Annotated in this window: 15 protein-coding genes; 8 read left to right on the forward strand and 7 right to left on the reverse strand. The window is 38.4% G+C overall.

The annotated features are described in order from the left end of the window. The first annotated feature begins 281 nt into the window (after positions 1-281). Positions 282-2,342, forward strand: coding sequence for a bacterial Ig-like domain-containing protein (locus DIZ30_RS05775; protein WP_002334100.1), 2,061 nt, complete (start codon positions 282-284; stop codon positions 2,340-2,342). 82 nt (positions 2,343-2,424) lie between these two features. After that, entirely contained in the window at positions 2,425-2,994 is a 570-nt protein-coding gene (locus DIZ30_RS05780) for a GNAT family N-acetyltransferase (protein WP_002287055.1), read from the forward strand. Positions 2,995-3,168: 174 nt separating this feature from the next. Here DIZ30_RS05780 and DIZ30_RS05785 read toward each other — a convergent pair whose 3' ends face one another. Further along, positions 3,169-3,975, reverse strand: a complete 807-nt coding sequence (locus tag DIZ30_RS05785) for a hypothetical protein (RefSeq protein ID WP_002323382.1) — start codon at positions 3,973-3,975, stop codon at positions 3,169-3,171. 137 nt (positions 3,976-4,112) lie between these two features. On the opposite strand from DIZ30_RS05785, the gene DIZ30_RS05790 reads away from it, so the two are divergent. Further along, the gene (locus DIZ30_RS05790; protein ID WP_002287050.1) at positions 4,113-5,627 is read left to right on the forward strand and encodes a flavocytochrome c; all 1,515 of its coding nucleotides are present in this window, start codon (positions 4,113-4,115) and stop codon (positions 5,625-5,627) included. A 459-nt stretch (positions 5,628-6,086) separates the two neighbouring features. Here the strand turns inward: DIZ30_RS05790 and DIZ30_RS05795 are convergent, their stop codons facing one another. The 6 genes from DIZ30_RS05795 to DIZ30_RS05820 all read right to left on the reverse strand — a co-directional run bounded on the left by DIZ30_RS05795 (position 6,087) and on the right by DIZ30_RS05820 (position 10,726). Then, positions 6,087-7,070: an NAD(P)H-quinone oxidoreductase gene (locus DIZ30_RS05795; protein WP_002323326.1), complete on the reverse strand. Its 984-nt coding sequence runs from the start codon at positions 7,068-7,070 to the stop codon at positions 6,087-6,089. 4 nt (positions 7,071-7,074) lie between these two features. Then, positions 7,075-7,722, reverse strand: a complete 648-nt coding sequence (locus DIZ30_RS05800; protein ID WP_002323325.1) for an NAD(P)-binding oxidoreductase — start codon at positions 7,720-7,722, stop codon at positions 7,075-7,077. An 84-nt stretch (positions 7,723-7,806) separates the two neighbouring features. Further along, positions 7,807-8,439, reverse strand: coding sequence for an ECF transporter S component (locus tag DIZ30_RS05805; RefSeq protein ID WP_002287046.1), 633 nt, complete (start codon positions 8,437-8,439; stop codon positions 7,807-7,809). Between the two features lie 15 nt (positions 8,440-8,454). Continuing rightward, positions 8,455-9,006: a phosphopantothenoylcysteine decarboxylase gene (gene coaC / locus DIZ30_RS05810; RefSeq protein ID WP_002323324.1), complete on the reverse strand. Its 552-nt coding sequence runs from the start codon at positions 9,004-9,006 to the stop codon at positions 8,455-8,457. Beyond that, the gene (locus DIZ30_RS05815; protein WP_002293460.1) at positions 9,003-9,740 is read right to left on the reverse strand and encodes a phosphopantothenate--cysteine ligase; all 738 of its coding nucleotides are present in this window, start codon (positions 9,738-9,740) and stop codon (positions 9,003-9,005) included. Before DIZ30_RS05815 ends, coaC begins: the two co-directional genes overlap by 4 nt. Next, entirely contained in the window at positions 9,737-10,726 is a 990-nt protein-coding gene (locus DIZ30_RS05820) for an oxidoreductase (RefSeq protein ID WP_002323323.1), read from the reverse strand. Before DIZ30_RS05820 ends, DIZ30_RS05815 begins: the two co-directional genes overlap by 4 nt. A 257-nt stretch (positions 10,727-10,983) precedes the next feature. On the opposite strand from DIZ30_RS05820, the gene DIZ30_RS05825 reads away from it, so the two are divergent. The 5 genes from DIZ30_RS05825 to DIZ30_RS05845 are packed head-to-tail and all read left to right on the forward strand — an operon-like array spanning position 10,984 to position 15,344. Then, positions 10,984-11,526, forward strand: a complete 543-nt coding sequence (locus DIZ30_RS05825; RefSeq protein ID WP_002287040.1) for a helix-turn-helix domain-containing protein — start codon at positions 10,984-10,986, stop codon at positions 11,524-11,526. Between the two features lie 16 nt (positions 11,527-11,542). Continuing rightward, positions 11,543-12,628 (forward strand): ABC transporter ATP-binding protein, encoded by a 1,086-nt coding sequence (locus tag DIZ30_RS05830; RefSeq protein ID WP_002287039.1) that lies wholly within the window; start codon positions 11,543-11,545, stop codon positions 12,626-12,628. Positions 12,629-12,639: 11 nt separating this feature from the next. Beyond that, positions 12,640-13,446, forward strand: coding sequence for an ABC transporter permease (locus tag DIZ30_RS05835; RefSeq protein ID WP_002287038.1), 807 nt, complete (start codon positions 12,640-12,642; stop codon positions 13,444-13,446). Continuing rightward, positions 13,447-14,274, forward strand: a complete 828-nt coding sequence (locus DIZ30_RS05840; protein ID WP_002287036.1) for an ABC transporter permease — start codon at positions 13,447-13,449, stop codon at positions 14,272-14,274. After that, positions 14,271-15,344, forward strand: a complete 1,074-nt coding sequence (locus DIZ30_RS05845) for an ABC transporter substrate-binding protein (protein ID WP_002293966.1) — start codon at positions 14,271-14,273, stop codon at positions 15,342-15,344. The genes DIZ30_RS05840 and DIZ30_RS05845 overlap by 4 nt, the downstream gene beginning before the upstream one ends. Positions 15,345-15,502: the final 158 nt, after the last annotated feature.

Consider the following 15,502-nt stretch of genomic DNA (forward strand, 5'->3'; position numbering starts at 1 on the left):
GCTTACAGTGTTCTATTAAGTCGAGCACAACGACGTTTTGAAGGAACTTTGAGATATTCTTTAGGATATTAAAATTAACTAGCACCACGGGTAACTAGATATATTACTTAACAAAATTAAAAATTACATAAGTTATTATTCCGATTTTCTTGAAACAATAAAAAATCAAAAAAAATACTCTCCTAATAGTCCATCTTCTTTTGATTTTATTTATATAATGAAATCATCTTATGAAAATTACTACTTCATGTTTAGACAAGAGTAGGGAGGACTAAGAATAAATGTGTTCAAAAAGACGTTCAAAACAACTAAATAAACACGCTTGTCGTTTAGATAAGGAACGGTCGTGTTCTGAAAAACACTACGTTAAGTTTATGATGCGCACGATGCTGATCAGTTTATCTGTAGGTGTCTATATGCATGTACCCGTTCAGGCAACGGCACAAACCATCAAGGTCGTACGTACCTCTGTTTCTGAGACCACTGATTCCCCTATCACTATTACTCATACTTTCACTGATGCAAATGGAAAACAGCTACTTCCTGCATTGACTTCCTATAATAAAGTCAGTTATCCTCCAACGATAAACCACTACTGGTTAATTCCTAACAAAACATTATGGACATCGGAAACCGGAAGCAGTGTGCCGCTTTCTATCTTTTCCGATATGACTGATCCTACAAAAGGTGATCAGTTAAAACAGATCACTGATATTTTGAATCATGCTTTGACAGATATAAAGAACGGTGGAAGCGCACAAGTTTCTTATGTATATGAAAAAGATTATTCACAGTTTGAAGGAAAGAAAATCGATGTTCTGGCAGGGACAAAAGTTTCGATATCTGATCTGGTAGAAAGGCTGAAGAACGCAGATGGAACACAAGGAGATATGTCCAAAGTAATTTCAAACAATGGGAATATCGTGGATACGACTAATACAGGAACATCTACTATTTCCTTGTCCTATTTTGATCCAATTGCTTTAAAAACAATGACTGCATCTGCTGTGATCCATGTTCGTGCTGATCAAACAGCTATCAAAGGAAAAGATCTTCACTTAAGAACAGGAGAGAGTTACGCCCCTAAAGATCTTGTTGAATATGTAACAAAAAGCGATGGAACTTCAGGAAATAAAGAAGAAATCAAAATGAACGGGACAGTAGATACTACAACTCCGGGAGAATATCCCGTTGTATTAACTTATATAGACTCGAAAACATCAAATGTGGCAGAAACAACAGCTGTAGTTTATGTAGAAGCATCTGCTGCTTCATCGACTGTCATCACTCATTTTATAGATAGTCAAACAAATAAAGAACTTCAAGCAGAAACACATATGAGTAGTGTAAATCGTATTCCTGATTTGCGCCTACCTGCTGAATTTTCTGATCGAGTGCCAAATATAGATTTATCGACTTATGAACAAGACGGAAAAGTCACTTCTATTTCTGATTGGATGCAAGCAAACGGATTAGACAGAAAAAGTCACTGGTCGGAGATCCTTGAAGTACTTCACTCAGAACTGATGAATAACAGGAAGCAATCAGGAGGGGAAATTACCTTTACTTATGTTTATATACCAGACAATCGTTCATTAGAAGGCCATGATCTTATTGTTCATCCAAACGAAAAAATAAACAAAGAAGAGTTGATCCAATCAGCAACAAATTCCTTAGATAAACCCGTACCGTTAAAGGATGTATCGGTTACAATCAATGAAGTACCATTGGAGGATGGTTATTTGACCAAACAAACAGGTGATTTTACGATTATGTATAGTTATCATGACCCGTATTCACTCCAAGAACTCCATGCTCAGTCGCTTTTACACGTTTTACCATTAAAAAAACAGATAAGACAAAAAGAACAAAAAAAACAAGAAGAAAACTTGTCAGAAAAAAAACAACAAATGGCTCATGCAGTTTCTCCAACAGGGGAAGCAAAGCAAACAAGAAATTTACAGCCAGCAAGAATATCTAGAAAAATCTCAGAATCTAATAAAACGATAAGGCAAGAAGCTCATTTGGCCCCACAAGTTTCTGGATTGGAAAATGAAATTTTAGAGCCTAAAATAAAACAACAATCAGAAAAAGAATTTGTTGCTAAACAGTCGGCAGATCAGAATGAATCAGATGACCAGAAGGAAACGAAGAAAAAACGCTTGTCAACTATTGATTCCACCGATGAGCATCTGCAGCCGCAAGTACCACTTCCTAGTCCGGGAACACCCGCACCTGGTGGAGGTATTCCTTCTTCTGCTTTAGGAGATTTCATGCGAGGTATGGCAGGAACATGGGTATACGCTAATCGAAATGAATTTGGCGCAGATGACTGGTTCTGATTTATATCTCTATCTGTTATAGTCAAATAAGTAGCTGAGTCATATGTTATTTGGCATAATGGAGACGAGGAGGGATAGAAAAATGTTAGATAAAACGTTACCTTACGCAGAAATCTGGATGACAAGACCACTTCAACAAAATGTTCCAATCACGCCTTTAGCGGAAGGTTTTGAATTTCGATTTTATCAAAAAGAAGATGAATCTGCTTGGGCGGAGATTGAGACTTCCGTTGGGGAATTTCAAACGACAGATGAAGCACTTGAGTATTTTCAACAAAACTTTGCTCCTTATCCTGAAGAACTTGAAAGAAGGATGTTTTTTGTAGAGACAAAAAAAGGAGAAAAAGTAGCAACCTGTACCGCTTGGCGAAAAAAATCAAGAGAGCAAGTGTATCCGGTTTTTCATTGGTTAGCAGTGAAACCAGATTACCAAGGAAAAGGGCTCGCAAAAGCATTGACTGCCAGAGTCTTGCAAGAATTTCCTACCCTCCATACGGACGGACCAATCTATCTTCACACACAGACATGGAGCCATCAGGCGATTGCTCTTTATAAAAAAATGGGTTTTACTTTTATTGCTGAAAATCTAGACGGCACACCTAATCCAGATTATGAAAAAGTTATGCAGGTTTTAAGTAAATTAGATAAATAACGAAATGGTGAAATAAGTCCTCAGTATTGGGATAAAAAACGAAATAGTCATTCCTCATATCTTACTTTTTTGAGTTAATACTATCGGATAACTAATGGCATGCCATACATTCAAAAAAGAAGGGGCAGTGACAAAAGTATTGTCACTGCCCCTTCTCTTGTTTTTTAGCATGTTTTATCGTTTGATTTTTTTAGGAATAAAATTCTTGATGAACGTAAATTTTTGGTAATCGTTTCGACTATAGAGGTAACCAAATACACTGAAAACAACTGCTCCAATAAAATTAACAAATAAATCCTTCATAGTATCCATGATTCCCACGTCTAAGTAACCATTTTGGATGATTGTTTTATCTGTTTTACCATCTGCATTTTGACTTTCAATGATTGTCCGAGTGATATCTGGAACATGATAGACAGTGTTTCCGTCTTTACTTAACTCCACACTATTGATTTGCTGGATGATCGTATCTTTTTGCATATCGAATTGCAGTAATTTATCTGCTGAAAATTCCACAAACTCCCACATAACACCAACTGTCATCGAAAAACAGAAGGAAACAACTGCTAGTAATAAAGGAGTCAAGTTCATGGTTTTTGTATTTTTATTGAGCAAATAAACAAGGGAAAAGCCGACACCCCCAGCTAAAAATCCGCTGAATGCATGTAGAAAAGTATCCCACATTGAAAAATAGCCATAAAAATCACTTAACTCTCCTAAAACTGTTGAACTAAAAATAAAAGATAACAAAATGATTTCTAGCATATTTGGAATCTGTATCTTTAATATCTTTTCTAGGAAATAAGGAATTTCAAACAAAATCAGTGTCAATAATAAAAGCATCGTATTTCCCCAATGTTGGTTCCAAATCTGATCAGCCAACATAATAACAACGATGATACGTAATAAAATATAGATTCCATTTGTGATTCTGCCAGCAGTTTTTGTACTGTTCGTAAAAAAGGTTTTCAAATGATTCATAAAATAACTCCTTCATGTATATCCTTAATTATACTAAGAAGCGTGTGTTTACCAAAGCTATATGACTTAAAGAAAAACAGAGTTGATATTGTGAAAAAAATCACTTAATATAGTATAAGGAGAAAAGGGGGATACAAATGAAAAAATTAGTTGCTGGTTTATTAACAGCCGTTGCACTTCTTGCTATGAGCGCATGCGGCGCAGATCAGAAAAATACAGCGCAGACAAGTTCTAGTACGAAGGAATCTGCCGAAGTATCATCAGGCGCTTCTGAACAAGTATATACAGATCCAAAAGAAATGAAAGAATCTTATGATGTCGTGATTATTGGAGCTGGTGGTGCAGGGATGGCAGCAGCTATCGAAGCAAAAGATGCTGGGTTGAATCCAGTAATTTTGGAAAAGATGCCTGTTGCCGGAGGAAACACATCTAAATCATCAAGCGGTATGAATGCTTCAGAAACAAAATTTCAAAAAGAAGAAGGAATCAAAGACTCGAATGATGCCTTCTATGAAGAAACGCTAAAAGGTGGTGGAGGAACGAATGATAAAGAAATGCTTCGATACTTTGTCGATCACTCTGCTGATGCGGTCGATTGGCTAGATCAAAACGGTATCAAACTGGACAACTTAACGATCACTGGAGGGATGAGTGAAAAGAGGACACATCGTCCGTCTGATGGCTCGGCTATTGGTGGATACTTAGTGGAGGGGTTATTGAATAACGTCCATGAGCGGGAAATCCCTATTTTTGTCAACGCAGATGTGACAGACATTAAGAAAAATGGGGAAACGGTCAATGAAGTGACTGTACATGTTCAAGGAGAAGAACCAAAAGAGGTCACCGGAAAAGCAATCGTAGTTACCACAGGCGGTTTTGGTGCCAGCAAAGAATTTATTGAAAAATATCGTCCCGATTTAGCTGATTATATTACGACAAATCAAGAAGGATCAACTGGAGATGGTATCACCATGATTGAAAAATTAGGTGGACAAACCGTTGATATGGATAAAATACAAATTCATCCAACTGTGCAGCAGGATGAGGGGGTCTTGATTGGTGAGGTTGTTCGCGGAGAAGGAGCAATCTTGGTCGATCAAGAGGGGAAAAGATTTGTCAATGAAATGGATACAAGGGATAAAGTATCTGCAGCAATTACAGCATTGCCTGAAAAATCAGCTTATTTGATTTTTGACCAAGGCGTGCGTGATCGTGCCACAGCTATTGAATTTTATGACCAAAAAGGATATGTCACAACTGGAAAGACAATGGAAGAATTAGCAGAAAAAATCGATTTACCAAAAGAAACACTAGCAAAAACAGTTGATGGATGGAATACGGATGTTGCGGAGAAAAAAGATGCTCAATTCAACCGTGCCACAGCCATGGAACATGACTTATCGTCTCCGAATTATTATGCGATCAAAATCGCACCAGGAATCCATTACACGATGGGCGGTGTGAAAATCAATACGAACACTGAAGTATTAGATAAAGAAAACCAGCCAATTAGGGGGTTATATGCTGCTGGTGAAGTCACAGGTGGCTTACATGGAAACAACCGGATCGGTGGAAATTCAGTTGCGGAGATCATTATTTTTGGGCGACAAGCGGGCATACAAGCAGCTCGATTTGCTTCGGAAAATGAATGAAATAGAACGTAAATAAAAAGAGGTTGTGAAATCAGCGTTTTGACCTGAGTATTAGAGAAACAAACGGCAAAATAGTTCCTCATATTTTGCCGTTTTTTGAGCTAATACCGAGGGTCAGCTGATTGAACACTGTTTAGTGAAGAGGTTGTGAAAAAGCTGCCCTGCATCAAGTAATAAGAACAGCCAAGTAAAAACAGCTTCTTATGTTTTTAACTTGGTTGGACTTATTACCGCAGATGCAAGCTTTTGAACACCATTTGTTCGGAAAAAGAGCGTGAGACAAAAGTGTTCTTTACTTTTGTCCCACGCTCTAAACACGTATAAACGGCGGAAGCAGAAGCAACTCCTTTGGAAATTAGCTGGAATTCACAAAAATTTGAAAAGCAATTTTCGTGAATTTCTTCTTATTTCTTGGAGATAAACGCTTCTGTCCCAGCCTCTTTTTTGATCAGCATGATTTTATTCAGTTATCTTCAAAATGATTTTTCCGATGTTTTTGTTTGCTTCCATATATTCATGCGCTTGTTTGACTGCGCTGAATTGGAATGTACGGTCAATGATTGGCCGAATCTTGCCATTTTCTAGAAAAGGCCCAGCTTTTTGCATAAAAGTTTGTGCGAGCTCTGCTTTATACTGATCACTTCTAGGTGTCAATAATGTACCAAGCAGTTGGACACGTTTCCCAATCAATACACCAAGGTCTATCTCAGGCACGATGGTCCCACCTAGCATACCAATCAAGACCCAACGTCCATCAACGGCTATAGAAGCTAAATTCTTTTCCCAGTAAGAAGCGCCGATGAAATCCAAAATAACATCGATTCCCCGACCTTCAGTGATTTTTCGTACCTCTTCTTGAAAGTCTTGTTTTTTATAGTTGATCAATTCATCTGCACCAAGTTCTTTACAAAAGGCGAGTTTTTCTTCTGATCCTGCAGTAACGATGATTTTCGCGTGAGAAAGCTGTCTAGCTAATTGGATCGCTGCTGTTCCCACACCACTTGCTCCTGCATGGATCAAGACAGTTTCGCCTTCTTGTAATTTTCCAAGCCAGTAAAGTGTTTGATAAGCAGTCAAAAAAACTTCTGAGATTCCAGCAGCAGAAACATAGTCTAGCGTATCAGGGAGAAGGATTGCACGATCGGCAGGCATCACAGCATATTCGGCATAACCACCTAGATTGACTAATCCGTATACTTTTGTCCCAGGAGTAAAAGTGGAGATATCACTTTTATTCTCAACTACCTCTCCAGCTACTTCGACTCCCAAAATAGGGTAGGGAGGTTTCAAAGAGACTGATTCTCTTTTCATAATATCTGTTCGATTGACAGCTGCTGTATGGACTTTGATCAGTAATTCGCCTTGTTTTGGTTTAGGAACAGGCACTTCAATTTGTTCTAATACATCTACAGAACCAGGATGCTTGATTGAAATGGCACGCATGGATCTATCCCTCCTTTGCCCATTCTTGGAATGCTGTATTCAACTCTTTGCTACCTTCAGAAAGTACTAGAGTCGTACGAGAAATATCCGTTTCTTCCACTAGAGCGGCAAGTACAGCAGCAACTGTAGAGCGAGTGATCGTTTTTGATGCCTTCTCATTAGGCTTAGTTAATTGAATGGAAGTAACTTCTTCATCGTTAGTCAATGTGACTGGTTGAAGAATGACAAAATCTAAGTTAGTTCGTTTCAGCCATTCATCTGCATAATGTTTAGTAATATAATAATCTGTCATGGACTCAGGCCATTTTGCTGGTTCATCTGCATAAACAGCACTGACCATCAGATAGCGAGAGACATGCGCATTTTCAGCTGCGATCACTGTTTTGATTGCGCCATCCAAGTCTACTTGCAGAAGATTCTTTCCTTGAGAGCCGGCAGCAAAAATTAATACATCGATGCCTTTGAATGCTTCGGTCATTTTTTCCACGGACCAAGTTAAATCAAAAGAGACATACGAAACATTCTCTTTTTTTACTAATGTTTGGGAAGCGACATCTCTCACCCCTGCAAAAATTTCATGGGAACTTGGAGCTAAATCTTTTATCAGGTGTCGGCCAATTTGTCCGTTTGCACCTACAACAAAAATTTTCATTTGGATCATCCTTTCGACGTCAAATCTTTCCATTCAATAGTAACACCAAAAGAGAAAAAAATCAGAGATCGGCTACGATGACTATCAGTTAGTAAGAGAAGGGTGCTTGAAGTATCTTAACAAGACATTGCATACTGCTGCAGTCGCAAGACCTGCGACGATTCCTTCAGGTATACCACTTGTAAAAATAACCGCTAGAATAGCTGAATAAACAGCATTTAAATTTGTTCCGATGACTTTGGCATAATCTTGCTGGAATAAAAAGTAGATCATATTCATCACTAAAATCGTATTGGTCAATGAACCGGAAAGTCCAGCTAAGAATAAAGAAACGGAATCTGCTTTTTGTTTCATTAGTTTGCGCAGACCTTTATAAACGAAATAAGGAACCACCCCAATCAAGATACGAGGAATAAACGCGATCAGCAAGGCTTTCCAGCTTCCATGTTCTGTTCCGATGACTGGGATAAACGGAGAAAAGACAAAAGACAAAGGTGTTTGGATAACTGTGCTACGGATCATGCTGATCAGTCCAAATGTACCGCCAAGAAAAGCACCTAGTCTTGGTCCTAAAACGATCGAAGCAATGATTACAGGAATATGCATGGTTGTTGCATTGATTGGACCGATAGGGATAAAACCTAAAGGCGTAACAGCTAATAAAATCAAAATAGCTAAAAACATCGCAGTTAATGTAAAGTTTTTTGTATTTTTCATAAGTACTCCTTTTTTCTAAGCATTTCTTTCATTAAGAGTCAGCATGACCTGTTCGATGATCGTCTGAATATCAGCTAAGGCACCTTTTCCAAAATCTCCACAAGCTAAAAGAGATTCTCTTGGTTCAATTTCCTGATAGCCGACAGATCTCAATGTTTCCAGATTACGCTGAGTGATCGGGTTTTGATACATATTCGTGTTCATGGCAGGGGCAATCAATTTTGGTGTTCCCACTGGAAGCGCCATTGCGACTGTTGAAAGAAGATCGTCTGCAATGCCATTTGCTAGCTTGCCGATAATGTTTGCTGTAGCAGGCGCGATGAGAAACAAGTCAGCTTGTTTTGCTAGTTCGATATGATTGATTACCTGCGGATTTGATTCTTGCATGACGTCTGTATGGACTGCGCGCTTCGACAGAGATTGCAAGGTTAATGGCGTGATAAAATGTGTGCTGCTTTTAGACATAATCACATCTATCTGGGCACCTAATTTGACGAATTGACTTGTAAGATCAGCGCTTTTGTAAGCAGAAATACTTCCAGTAACGCCTAGTAAGATCTTTTTCATTTTGATTCCTCCAGTCTAATTTTCTCAGTAATCAATGCAGCAATCTCAGATTTACTTTGAGCTTCTTCCACTGTTCCATCTTTAGATAAGAGATAGCCGTGGTGTGTCTCGCCATGGATTTCCGTCAAATCATTTGCGAAAATAAAATCAGTTTTGTTATTTATCAGACTATTTTTTGCGACTGCCAGAAGAGATTCCTTTGGTACATCTACTAATAGTTTGAAACCAATGATTTTTGCTTTTGGCTGCCATTCACGTAGATAAGAAATGATTTTTGGTGTTTTCTTCAAAACGAGCACAAGATGCTCGGTGTCAGAAGAGATCTTTGAAACAGTGGTATCTGTCTGTTCATTTTCCGCAAACCAATTGTCCAGTTCTTCTTGCGTTGAAGAAGTGGGTAGGTTTTTTGCCAGCTGTTCTTCTGAAAAACTAAAAGCAGGAGTAAAATCACTGACTGCCATACTGTGGATAATCGCGTCGTAGTGTTCTTTTTTCGTTAGTGCTTCTAATTGTAAAAATAAGTCCAGTGCAGATTCGATCGTATAAATCGTTATATTGGAGTGTCTTTTCGGTTTCAGTGCTTGTTTCGTAGTCACGTAATCGATTGTGGTATCCGGATTGGCAGCTAAATAATCAGCTAATGCTTGCCCTAATCGTCCTGTCGAATGATTTGTAATAGCACGTACTTGATCGATTTTTTCAGTCGTTCCTCCAGCTGTGATTAGAATCTTCATTTATGGTCACCTACATTTACTAGTGTTCTTCCTTGGTGTGTTCCAGCAAGTAGTTTAGATGCTGTTTCAGGCAATTGATCCAGAGTAATCTCTTGGACGACCAGTTCATCTGCAATCTGCAAATCCGCCATCTGTTGCCATAAAGAAAGACGTTGATCTATTGGTACATTGACAGAATCAATTCCAATCAACTGGATGTTTCGCAGAATAAAAGGCAAGACAGTCGCGTTTAGTTTGATTCCCCCAGCATTGCCACATAAAGCTACTGCACCGTTATAAGAGATCAATGGAAGAAGACTACTTAGCTGCTCGCCACCTACTGTGTCGATGACATAGTCGATTTGCTGTTTTCCTAAAGCTTTTGTTGTCTCTGGCAGAAATTCATCAGGTCGTACGACTTGAGAAGCACCTAGACTTTTTAGCCATGTGACAGACTCTTCTTTTCTGGAAAAGGCAATGATTGACTGGAATCCTAGTTTATGTAACAGGGCTATCGCTGTACTGCCTACACCGCCAGAAGCACCAGTAACGACAACTTTTTTATCGGAGGTCATACCTTGACGGATTAAAGCGTTCACACACAACATAGCAGTAAACCCTGCTGTACCAAAAATCATCGCTTGACGCAGTGTCATATTTTTCGGTAGAGGGACTAACCAGTCTCCTGGTACTTTTTGGTATTGGCTGTAACCGCCTGGATAGGTGACACCAAGCCCAAAACCAGTAGCAAGTACAAGATCTTCTTTTGAAAAACGTGGATTGTTACTTTGGACGACAGTTCCGGATAAATCAATCCCTGGAGTCATCGGATATGTTCGTATCACCTGACCAGATTCGCTCATTGCCAATGCATCTTTATAATTGACATCAGAATAGGCAATTTTTACCAAGACTTCATTTTCAGCCAATTCAGTAAATGGCAGATCACTGATTGCTGTATGGAAAACAGGTTCCTTTATTACCTGAAAAGATCGAAAAGCGTTCATTCGTGAGACACTCCTTTTAAAATTTTCTTTTATCATACCATAAAGCCTACTCTTTTATTCTTGTTCTTCCGTAAATTTAGACAAAAATTAGGTGAAAAATAAAGAATCAAACAACTAGAATTTATTCCAAAAGATAAAGAAATATTCAGCAAAAAAAATTTTACAAAGGGTTGCCTTTTTCAATAAATTTCGTATACTAATACGAGTGGTAGTAAACAGGAAGTTTACTATTAGAAAACTTCGATTCGGAGGAAATTATGGAAATTGGTGAGAAGTTAAGAAATTTGCGCATCCAAAAGAATTTGACACAAGAAGAACTAGGCGAACGCACAGATTTGTCAAAAGGGTATATTTCCCAGTTGGAACGAGATTTAAGTTCACCATCAATGGAAACATTCTTTTCTATTCTTGAAGTCTTAGGTGTGACTCCAGAAGAATTTTTTCATCAAGAAGCAGCGAATCTGCAAGTGGTTTATTCAAAAGAAGATCATACGGTTTATTTTGATGAAGAAAACGGGTATGAATTGGAATGGCTCGTGGCTGATTCGAATGAAAAAGAAATGGAGCCTGTCTTGCTGACTTTTGAAGGTGCAGGAGAATATAAGACGTTTGAACCTTCATTATCTGAAACGTTTATTTTTGTATTAGAAGGGGAATTAGAGTTAAGCTTAGGAGAGACGGTCTATGTGGCAAAAGCAGGACAGTCGATCTATTATCAAGCGACAAAACAACATCAATTAAGGAATCATCTCAAAAAACGAACAAAAGTATTGATTGTTGCAACGCAATCATATTTGTAATATAGGGGGTAAAAACGTGGGGAAACCAATCATTTCATTTGATCAAGTAGTGAAACGCTATGATGATGAAACAGTATTAAAAAAAGTAAGTTTTGAGATCGAACAAGGAAAATTTTATACACTGCTTGGTCCTTCCGGCTGTGGTAAAACAACGATCCTACGTATTATAGCTGGATTCACCGAAGCTACAGAAGGGGACATCTATTTTGAAGGGAAACGGTTGAATGATTTGCCAGCTAATAAGCGACAAGTAAATACCGTCTTCCAAGATTATGCACTTTTTCCTCATATGAATGTTTTTGATAACGTTGCTTTTGGATTGAAGATCAAGAAAATGTCCAAATCAGATATCGAAAAGAAGGTAAAAGATGCTTTGCGTATGGTCCAGCTTCCTGGATACGAAAAACGGGAGATCAGTGAAATGTCTGGTGGTCAAAGACAGCGTGTAGCGATTGCACGAGCAATTGTAAATGAACCGAAAGTATTGCTACTAGATGAACCGTTATCGGCGCTTGATTTGAAACTACGTACAGATATGCAGTATGAACTGCGGGATCTGCAACAACGATTAGGAATCACGTTTATTTTTGTTACTCATGACCAAGAAGAAGCGTTGGCAATGAGTGATGAGATTTTTGTCATGAATAAAGGGAAAATCGTCCAAAGTGGTACACCTGTAGATATTTATGATGAGCCAATCAATCATTTCGTTGCTGATTTTGTTGGGGAGAGCAATATCGTGGACGGTGTAATGATCGAAGATAATCTAGTTGAGTTTGTTGGTAAGCAATTTGAATGTGTCGATGGCGGGATGCGTCTAAATGAACCAGTTGAAGTTGTTTTACGCCCAGAGGATTTGACGATCACGACACCAGATAAAGGAAAACTAGTCGTAACGGTTGATACTCAGCTGTTTCGTGGTGTCCATTATGAAATCATCTGTTATGATGAACAGCAAAATGAATGGATGGTCCATTCAACGAAAAAAGCTAAAGAAGGAAGCAAAGTAGGATTGGCCTTTGAGCCAGAAGATATCCATGTCATGCGTTTCAACGAGTCTGAAGAAGAATTCGATGCACGTCTTGACAGCTACGAAGAATAGGGGGGACAAGAATGAAAACAATGCGCAGGATCTATTCCGTCCCTTATATTTTGTGGCTCGGTTTATTCGTGATCGCGCCTGTATTAATGATCATTTATCAATCTTTTTTTGATATGAATGGGCAATTCACGCTGAATAATTATCTATCTTATTTTACGTCGGGGACATCGCTTTCTATGACGATCAATTCTGTATGGTATGCATTTTTGATCACGTTTTTCACGCTGATCATCAGTTACCCGACTGCTTATTTTTTAACAAAACTGAAGCACAAGCAATTATGGCTGATGCTGATTATTTTGCCTACATGGGTGAATCTGCTGCTTAAAGCTTACGCATTTATTGGAATTTTCAGTGTGCACGGCAGCGTGAATCATTTCTTTGATTTTATCGGGATCGGGCCGAAACAGATATTATTCACAGACTTCAGTTTTCTGTTCGTGGCAACGTATATCGAGATTCCATTTATGATTATGCCAATTTTCAATGCATTGGAAGAGATGAATCCTTCTTTGATCAGTGCCAGCAGAGATTTAGGCGCGAATAGCTTTGAGACCTTCCGACGAGTGATTTTTCCGTTATCATTAAATGGTGTGAAAAGCGGCGTCCAAGCAGTATTTATTCCTTCTCTTTCTTTATTCATGCTGACTCGTCTGATTGGCGGAAATCGGGTGATCACTTTAGGAACGGCTATCGAACAGCATTTCTTGGTTACACAAAACTGGGGGATGGGTTCTACAATCGGTGTGATTTTAATCATTGCTATGTTCATCGTGATGCTCCTGACAGGCGAGAAGAAAAAAGGAGGTCGCTCATAAATGAAAAAATTTAAATGGTCGTATCTTTATTTAGGGATTGTTTTTTTATTCTTATATGCACCGATCTTCTATCTGATTTTTTATTCCTTCAATGAAGGAGGAACGATGAACAGCTTTACAGGGTTTACTTGGGAAAATTATGAAGCTGTTTTTGAAGATACTCGTTTGATCATTATCGTATTGAATACGTTCATGCTGGCTTTCTTATCTGCATTGATCGCCACGATCATCGGGACATTTGGGGCTATGGGAATCTATTACACGAAGAAACGACGTGCACGGACAGCGTTGTTGAGCATGAATAACATCTTATTAGTCTCTCCTGATGTTATTATCGGTGCTAGTTTCTTGATTTTCTTTACACTACTAGGATTCGGATTAGGTTTTCAGAGTGTATTGCTTTCCCATATTGCTTTCAGCATTCCAATCGTCGTCTTGATGGTCTTGCCAAAATTGCAGGAAATGAACGATTCAATGGTCGATGCGGCTAGAGACCTTGGTGCTAATAATTTCCAAGTAGTCAAAAATATCATTTTGCCTTATCTTTCTCCAGGAATCATAGCTGGATATTTTATGGCATTTACTTATTCTCTTGATGATTTTGCGGTTACGTTTTTCGTCACAGGAAATGGCTTTACGACGCTCTCAGTAGAGATTTATTCTCGTGCAAGACAAGGAATCAGTTTAGAAATCAATGCGCTAAGTGCGTTAGTTTTCTTGTTCTCCATGATATTGGTCATTGGATACTACTTCATTAGTAAAGAAAACCGTCCAAAACGGCTGAAGAAAAACAGAAGAGTACGCGAGGGGGTGGCACGGCTGCGATGAAAAAATTACAATCTCTGTTTTTAGGTATTCTCATCATTATTGCGGTGCTGCTGCTTGGTGTTCGTCAACTTGAAAAAACAAGTGGCATGAGTGGAGCAAAGGTACTTACCATCTATAACTGGGGAGATTATATCGATCCTAGTCTGATCACGAAATTTGAAAAAGAATATGGATACAAAGTGAATTATGAAACATTTGATTCTAATGAAGCGATGTTCACAAAAATCCAGCAAGGTGGGACAAACTACGACATCGCTATACCAAGTGAATATATGATCCAAAAAATGATCAAAGAAAAACTAGTACTTCCATTAGATCATTCGAAGATCAAAGGATTAAATAATATTGATCCACGATTTTTAGACTTGGATTTTGATCCAGATAATCAGTATTCGATTCCATATTTTTGGGGAACTTTAGGGATCGTATATAACGATAAATTCTTTGATGCAGATCAAATTAAGCATTGGGATGATTTGTGGAAGCCGGAATTAAAAGACAGTTTGATGCTGATTGACGGTGCACGAGAAGTTATGGGGCTTTCTTTGAATAGTTTAGGCTATTCTTTGAATAGTAAGAATATGGCACAGCTGACAGAAGCAGCAAATAAATTGAATCATTTAACGCCAAATGTCAAAGCAATCGTGGCAGATGAGATCAAAATGTATATGATCAATGAAGAAGCCTCCGTGGCAGTGACATTTTCTGGCGAAGCTGCCGATATGATGTGGGAAAATGAACATTTACATTACGTAATCCCACCAGAAGGTTCCAATCTTTGGTTTGATAATATCGTTATGCCAAAAACCGTGAAAAATAAAGAAGGTGCCTATGATTTCATCAACTTTATGCTAGAACCGGAAAATGCGGCACAAAATGCAGAGTATATTGGTTATTCTACACCAAATGAAAAAGCAAAAGCGTTATTGCCAAAAGACATTTCGTCGGACGAACAATTCTATCCATCTGATGACACGATCTCCCATCTTGAAGTCTACGAAGATCTAGGATCGAAATACCTAGGCATCTATAATGACCTATTCTTAGAATTCAAGATGTATAGGAGATAATGGCAAAACTCAGTAAGAATGGGGACTTATCAACGTTCTAAAGAGCTAAAAATCGTCCTTTTTCTATCTGAGTTTTCCAATCTTCTACCAAAAGCGGATGAAACGCCGCTTTTTTTGTGTTATTTTATTTTTTCTACCACGTTTTTCTACCAGAGAAA

Origin of the sequence: Enterococcus sp. H57 (genome assembly GCF_003112495.1) — a bacterium.
Lineage (GTDB): Bacteria > Bacillota > Bacilli > Lactobacillales > Enterococcaceae > Enterococcus_B > Enterococcus_B faecium.

Coding starts and splice junctions, on each gene's coding strand:
- DIZ30_RS05790 (WP_002287050.1), top strand. CDS start 4,113: ATGAAAAAATTAGTTGCTGGTTTATTAACAGCCGTTGCACTTCTTGCT.
- DIZ30_RS05835 (WP_002287038.1), top strand. CDS start 12,640: ATGAAAACAATGCGCAGGATCTATTCCGTCCCTTATATTTTGTGGCTC.
- DIZ30_RS05845 (WP_002293966.1), top strand. CDS start 14,271: ATGAAAAAATTACAATCTCTGTTTTTAGGTATTCTCATCATTATTGCG.
- DIZ30_RS05805 (WP_002287046.1), bottom strand. CDS start 8,439: ATGAAAAATACAAAAAACTTTACATTAACTGCGATGTTTTTAGCTATT.
- DIZ30_RS05785 (WP_002323382.1), bottom strand. CDS start 3,975: ATGAATCATTTGAAAACCTTTTTTACGAACAGTACAAAAACTGCTGGC.
- DIZ30_RS05815 (WP_002293460.1), bottom strand. CDS start 9,740: ATGAAGATTCTAATCACAGCTGGAGGAACGACTGAAAAAATCGATCAA.
- DIZ30_RS05825 (WP_002287040.1), top strand. CDS start 10,984: ATGGAAATTGGTGAGAAGTTAAGAAATTTGCGCATCCAAAAGAATTTG.
- DIZ30_RS05800 (WP_002323325.1), bottom strand. CDS start 7,722: ATGAAAATTTTTGTTGTAGGTGCAAACGGACAAATTGGCCGACACCTG.
- DIZ30_RS05775 (WP_002334100.1), top strand. CDS start 282: ATGTGTTCAAAAAGACGTTCAAAACAACTAAATAAACACGCTTGTCGT.
- coaC (WP_002323324.1), bottom strand. CDS start 9,006: ATGAAAAAGATCTTACTAGGCGTTACTGGAAGTATTTCTGCTTACAAA.
- DIZ30_RS05840 (WP_002287036.1), top strand. CDS start 13,447: ATGAAAAAATTTAAATGGTCGTATCTTTATTTAGGGATTGTTTTTTTA.
- DIZ30_RS05780 (WP_002287055.1), top strand. CDS start 2,425: ATGTTAGATAAAACGTTACCTTACGCAGAAATCTGGATGACAAGACCA.
- DIZ30_RS05795 (WP_002323326.1), bottom strand. CDS start 7,070: ATGCGTGCCATTTCAATCAAGCATCCTGGTTCTGTAGATGTATTAGAA.
- DIZ30_RS05820 (WP_002323323.1), bottom strand. CDS start 10,726: ATGAACGCTTTTCGATCTTTTCAGGTAATAAAGGAACCTGTTTTCCAT.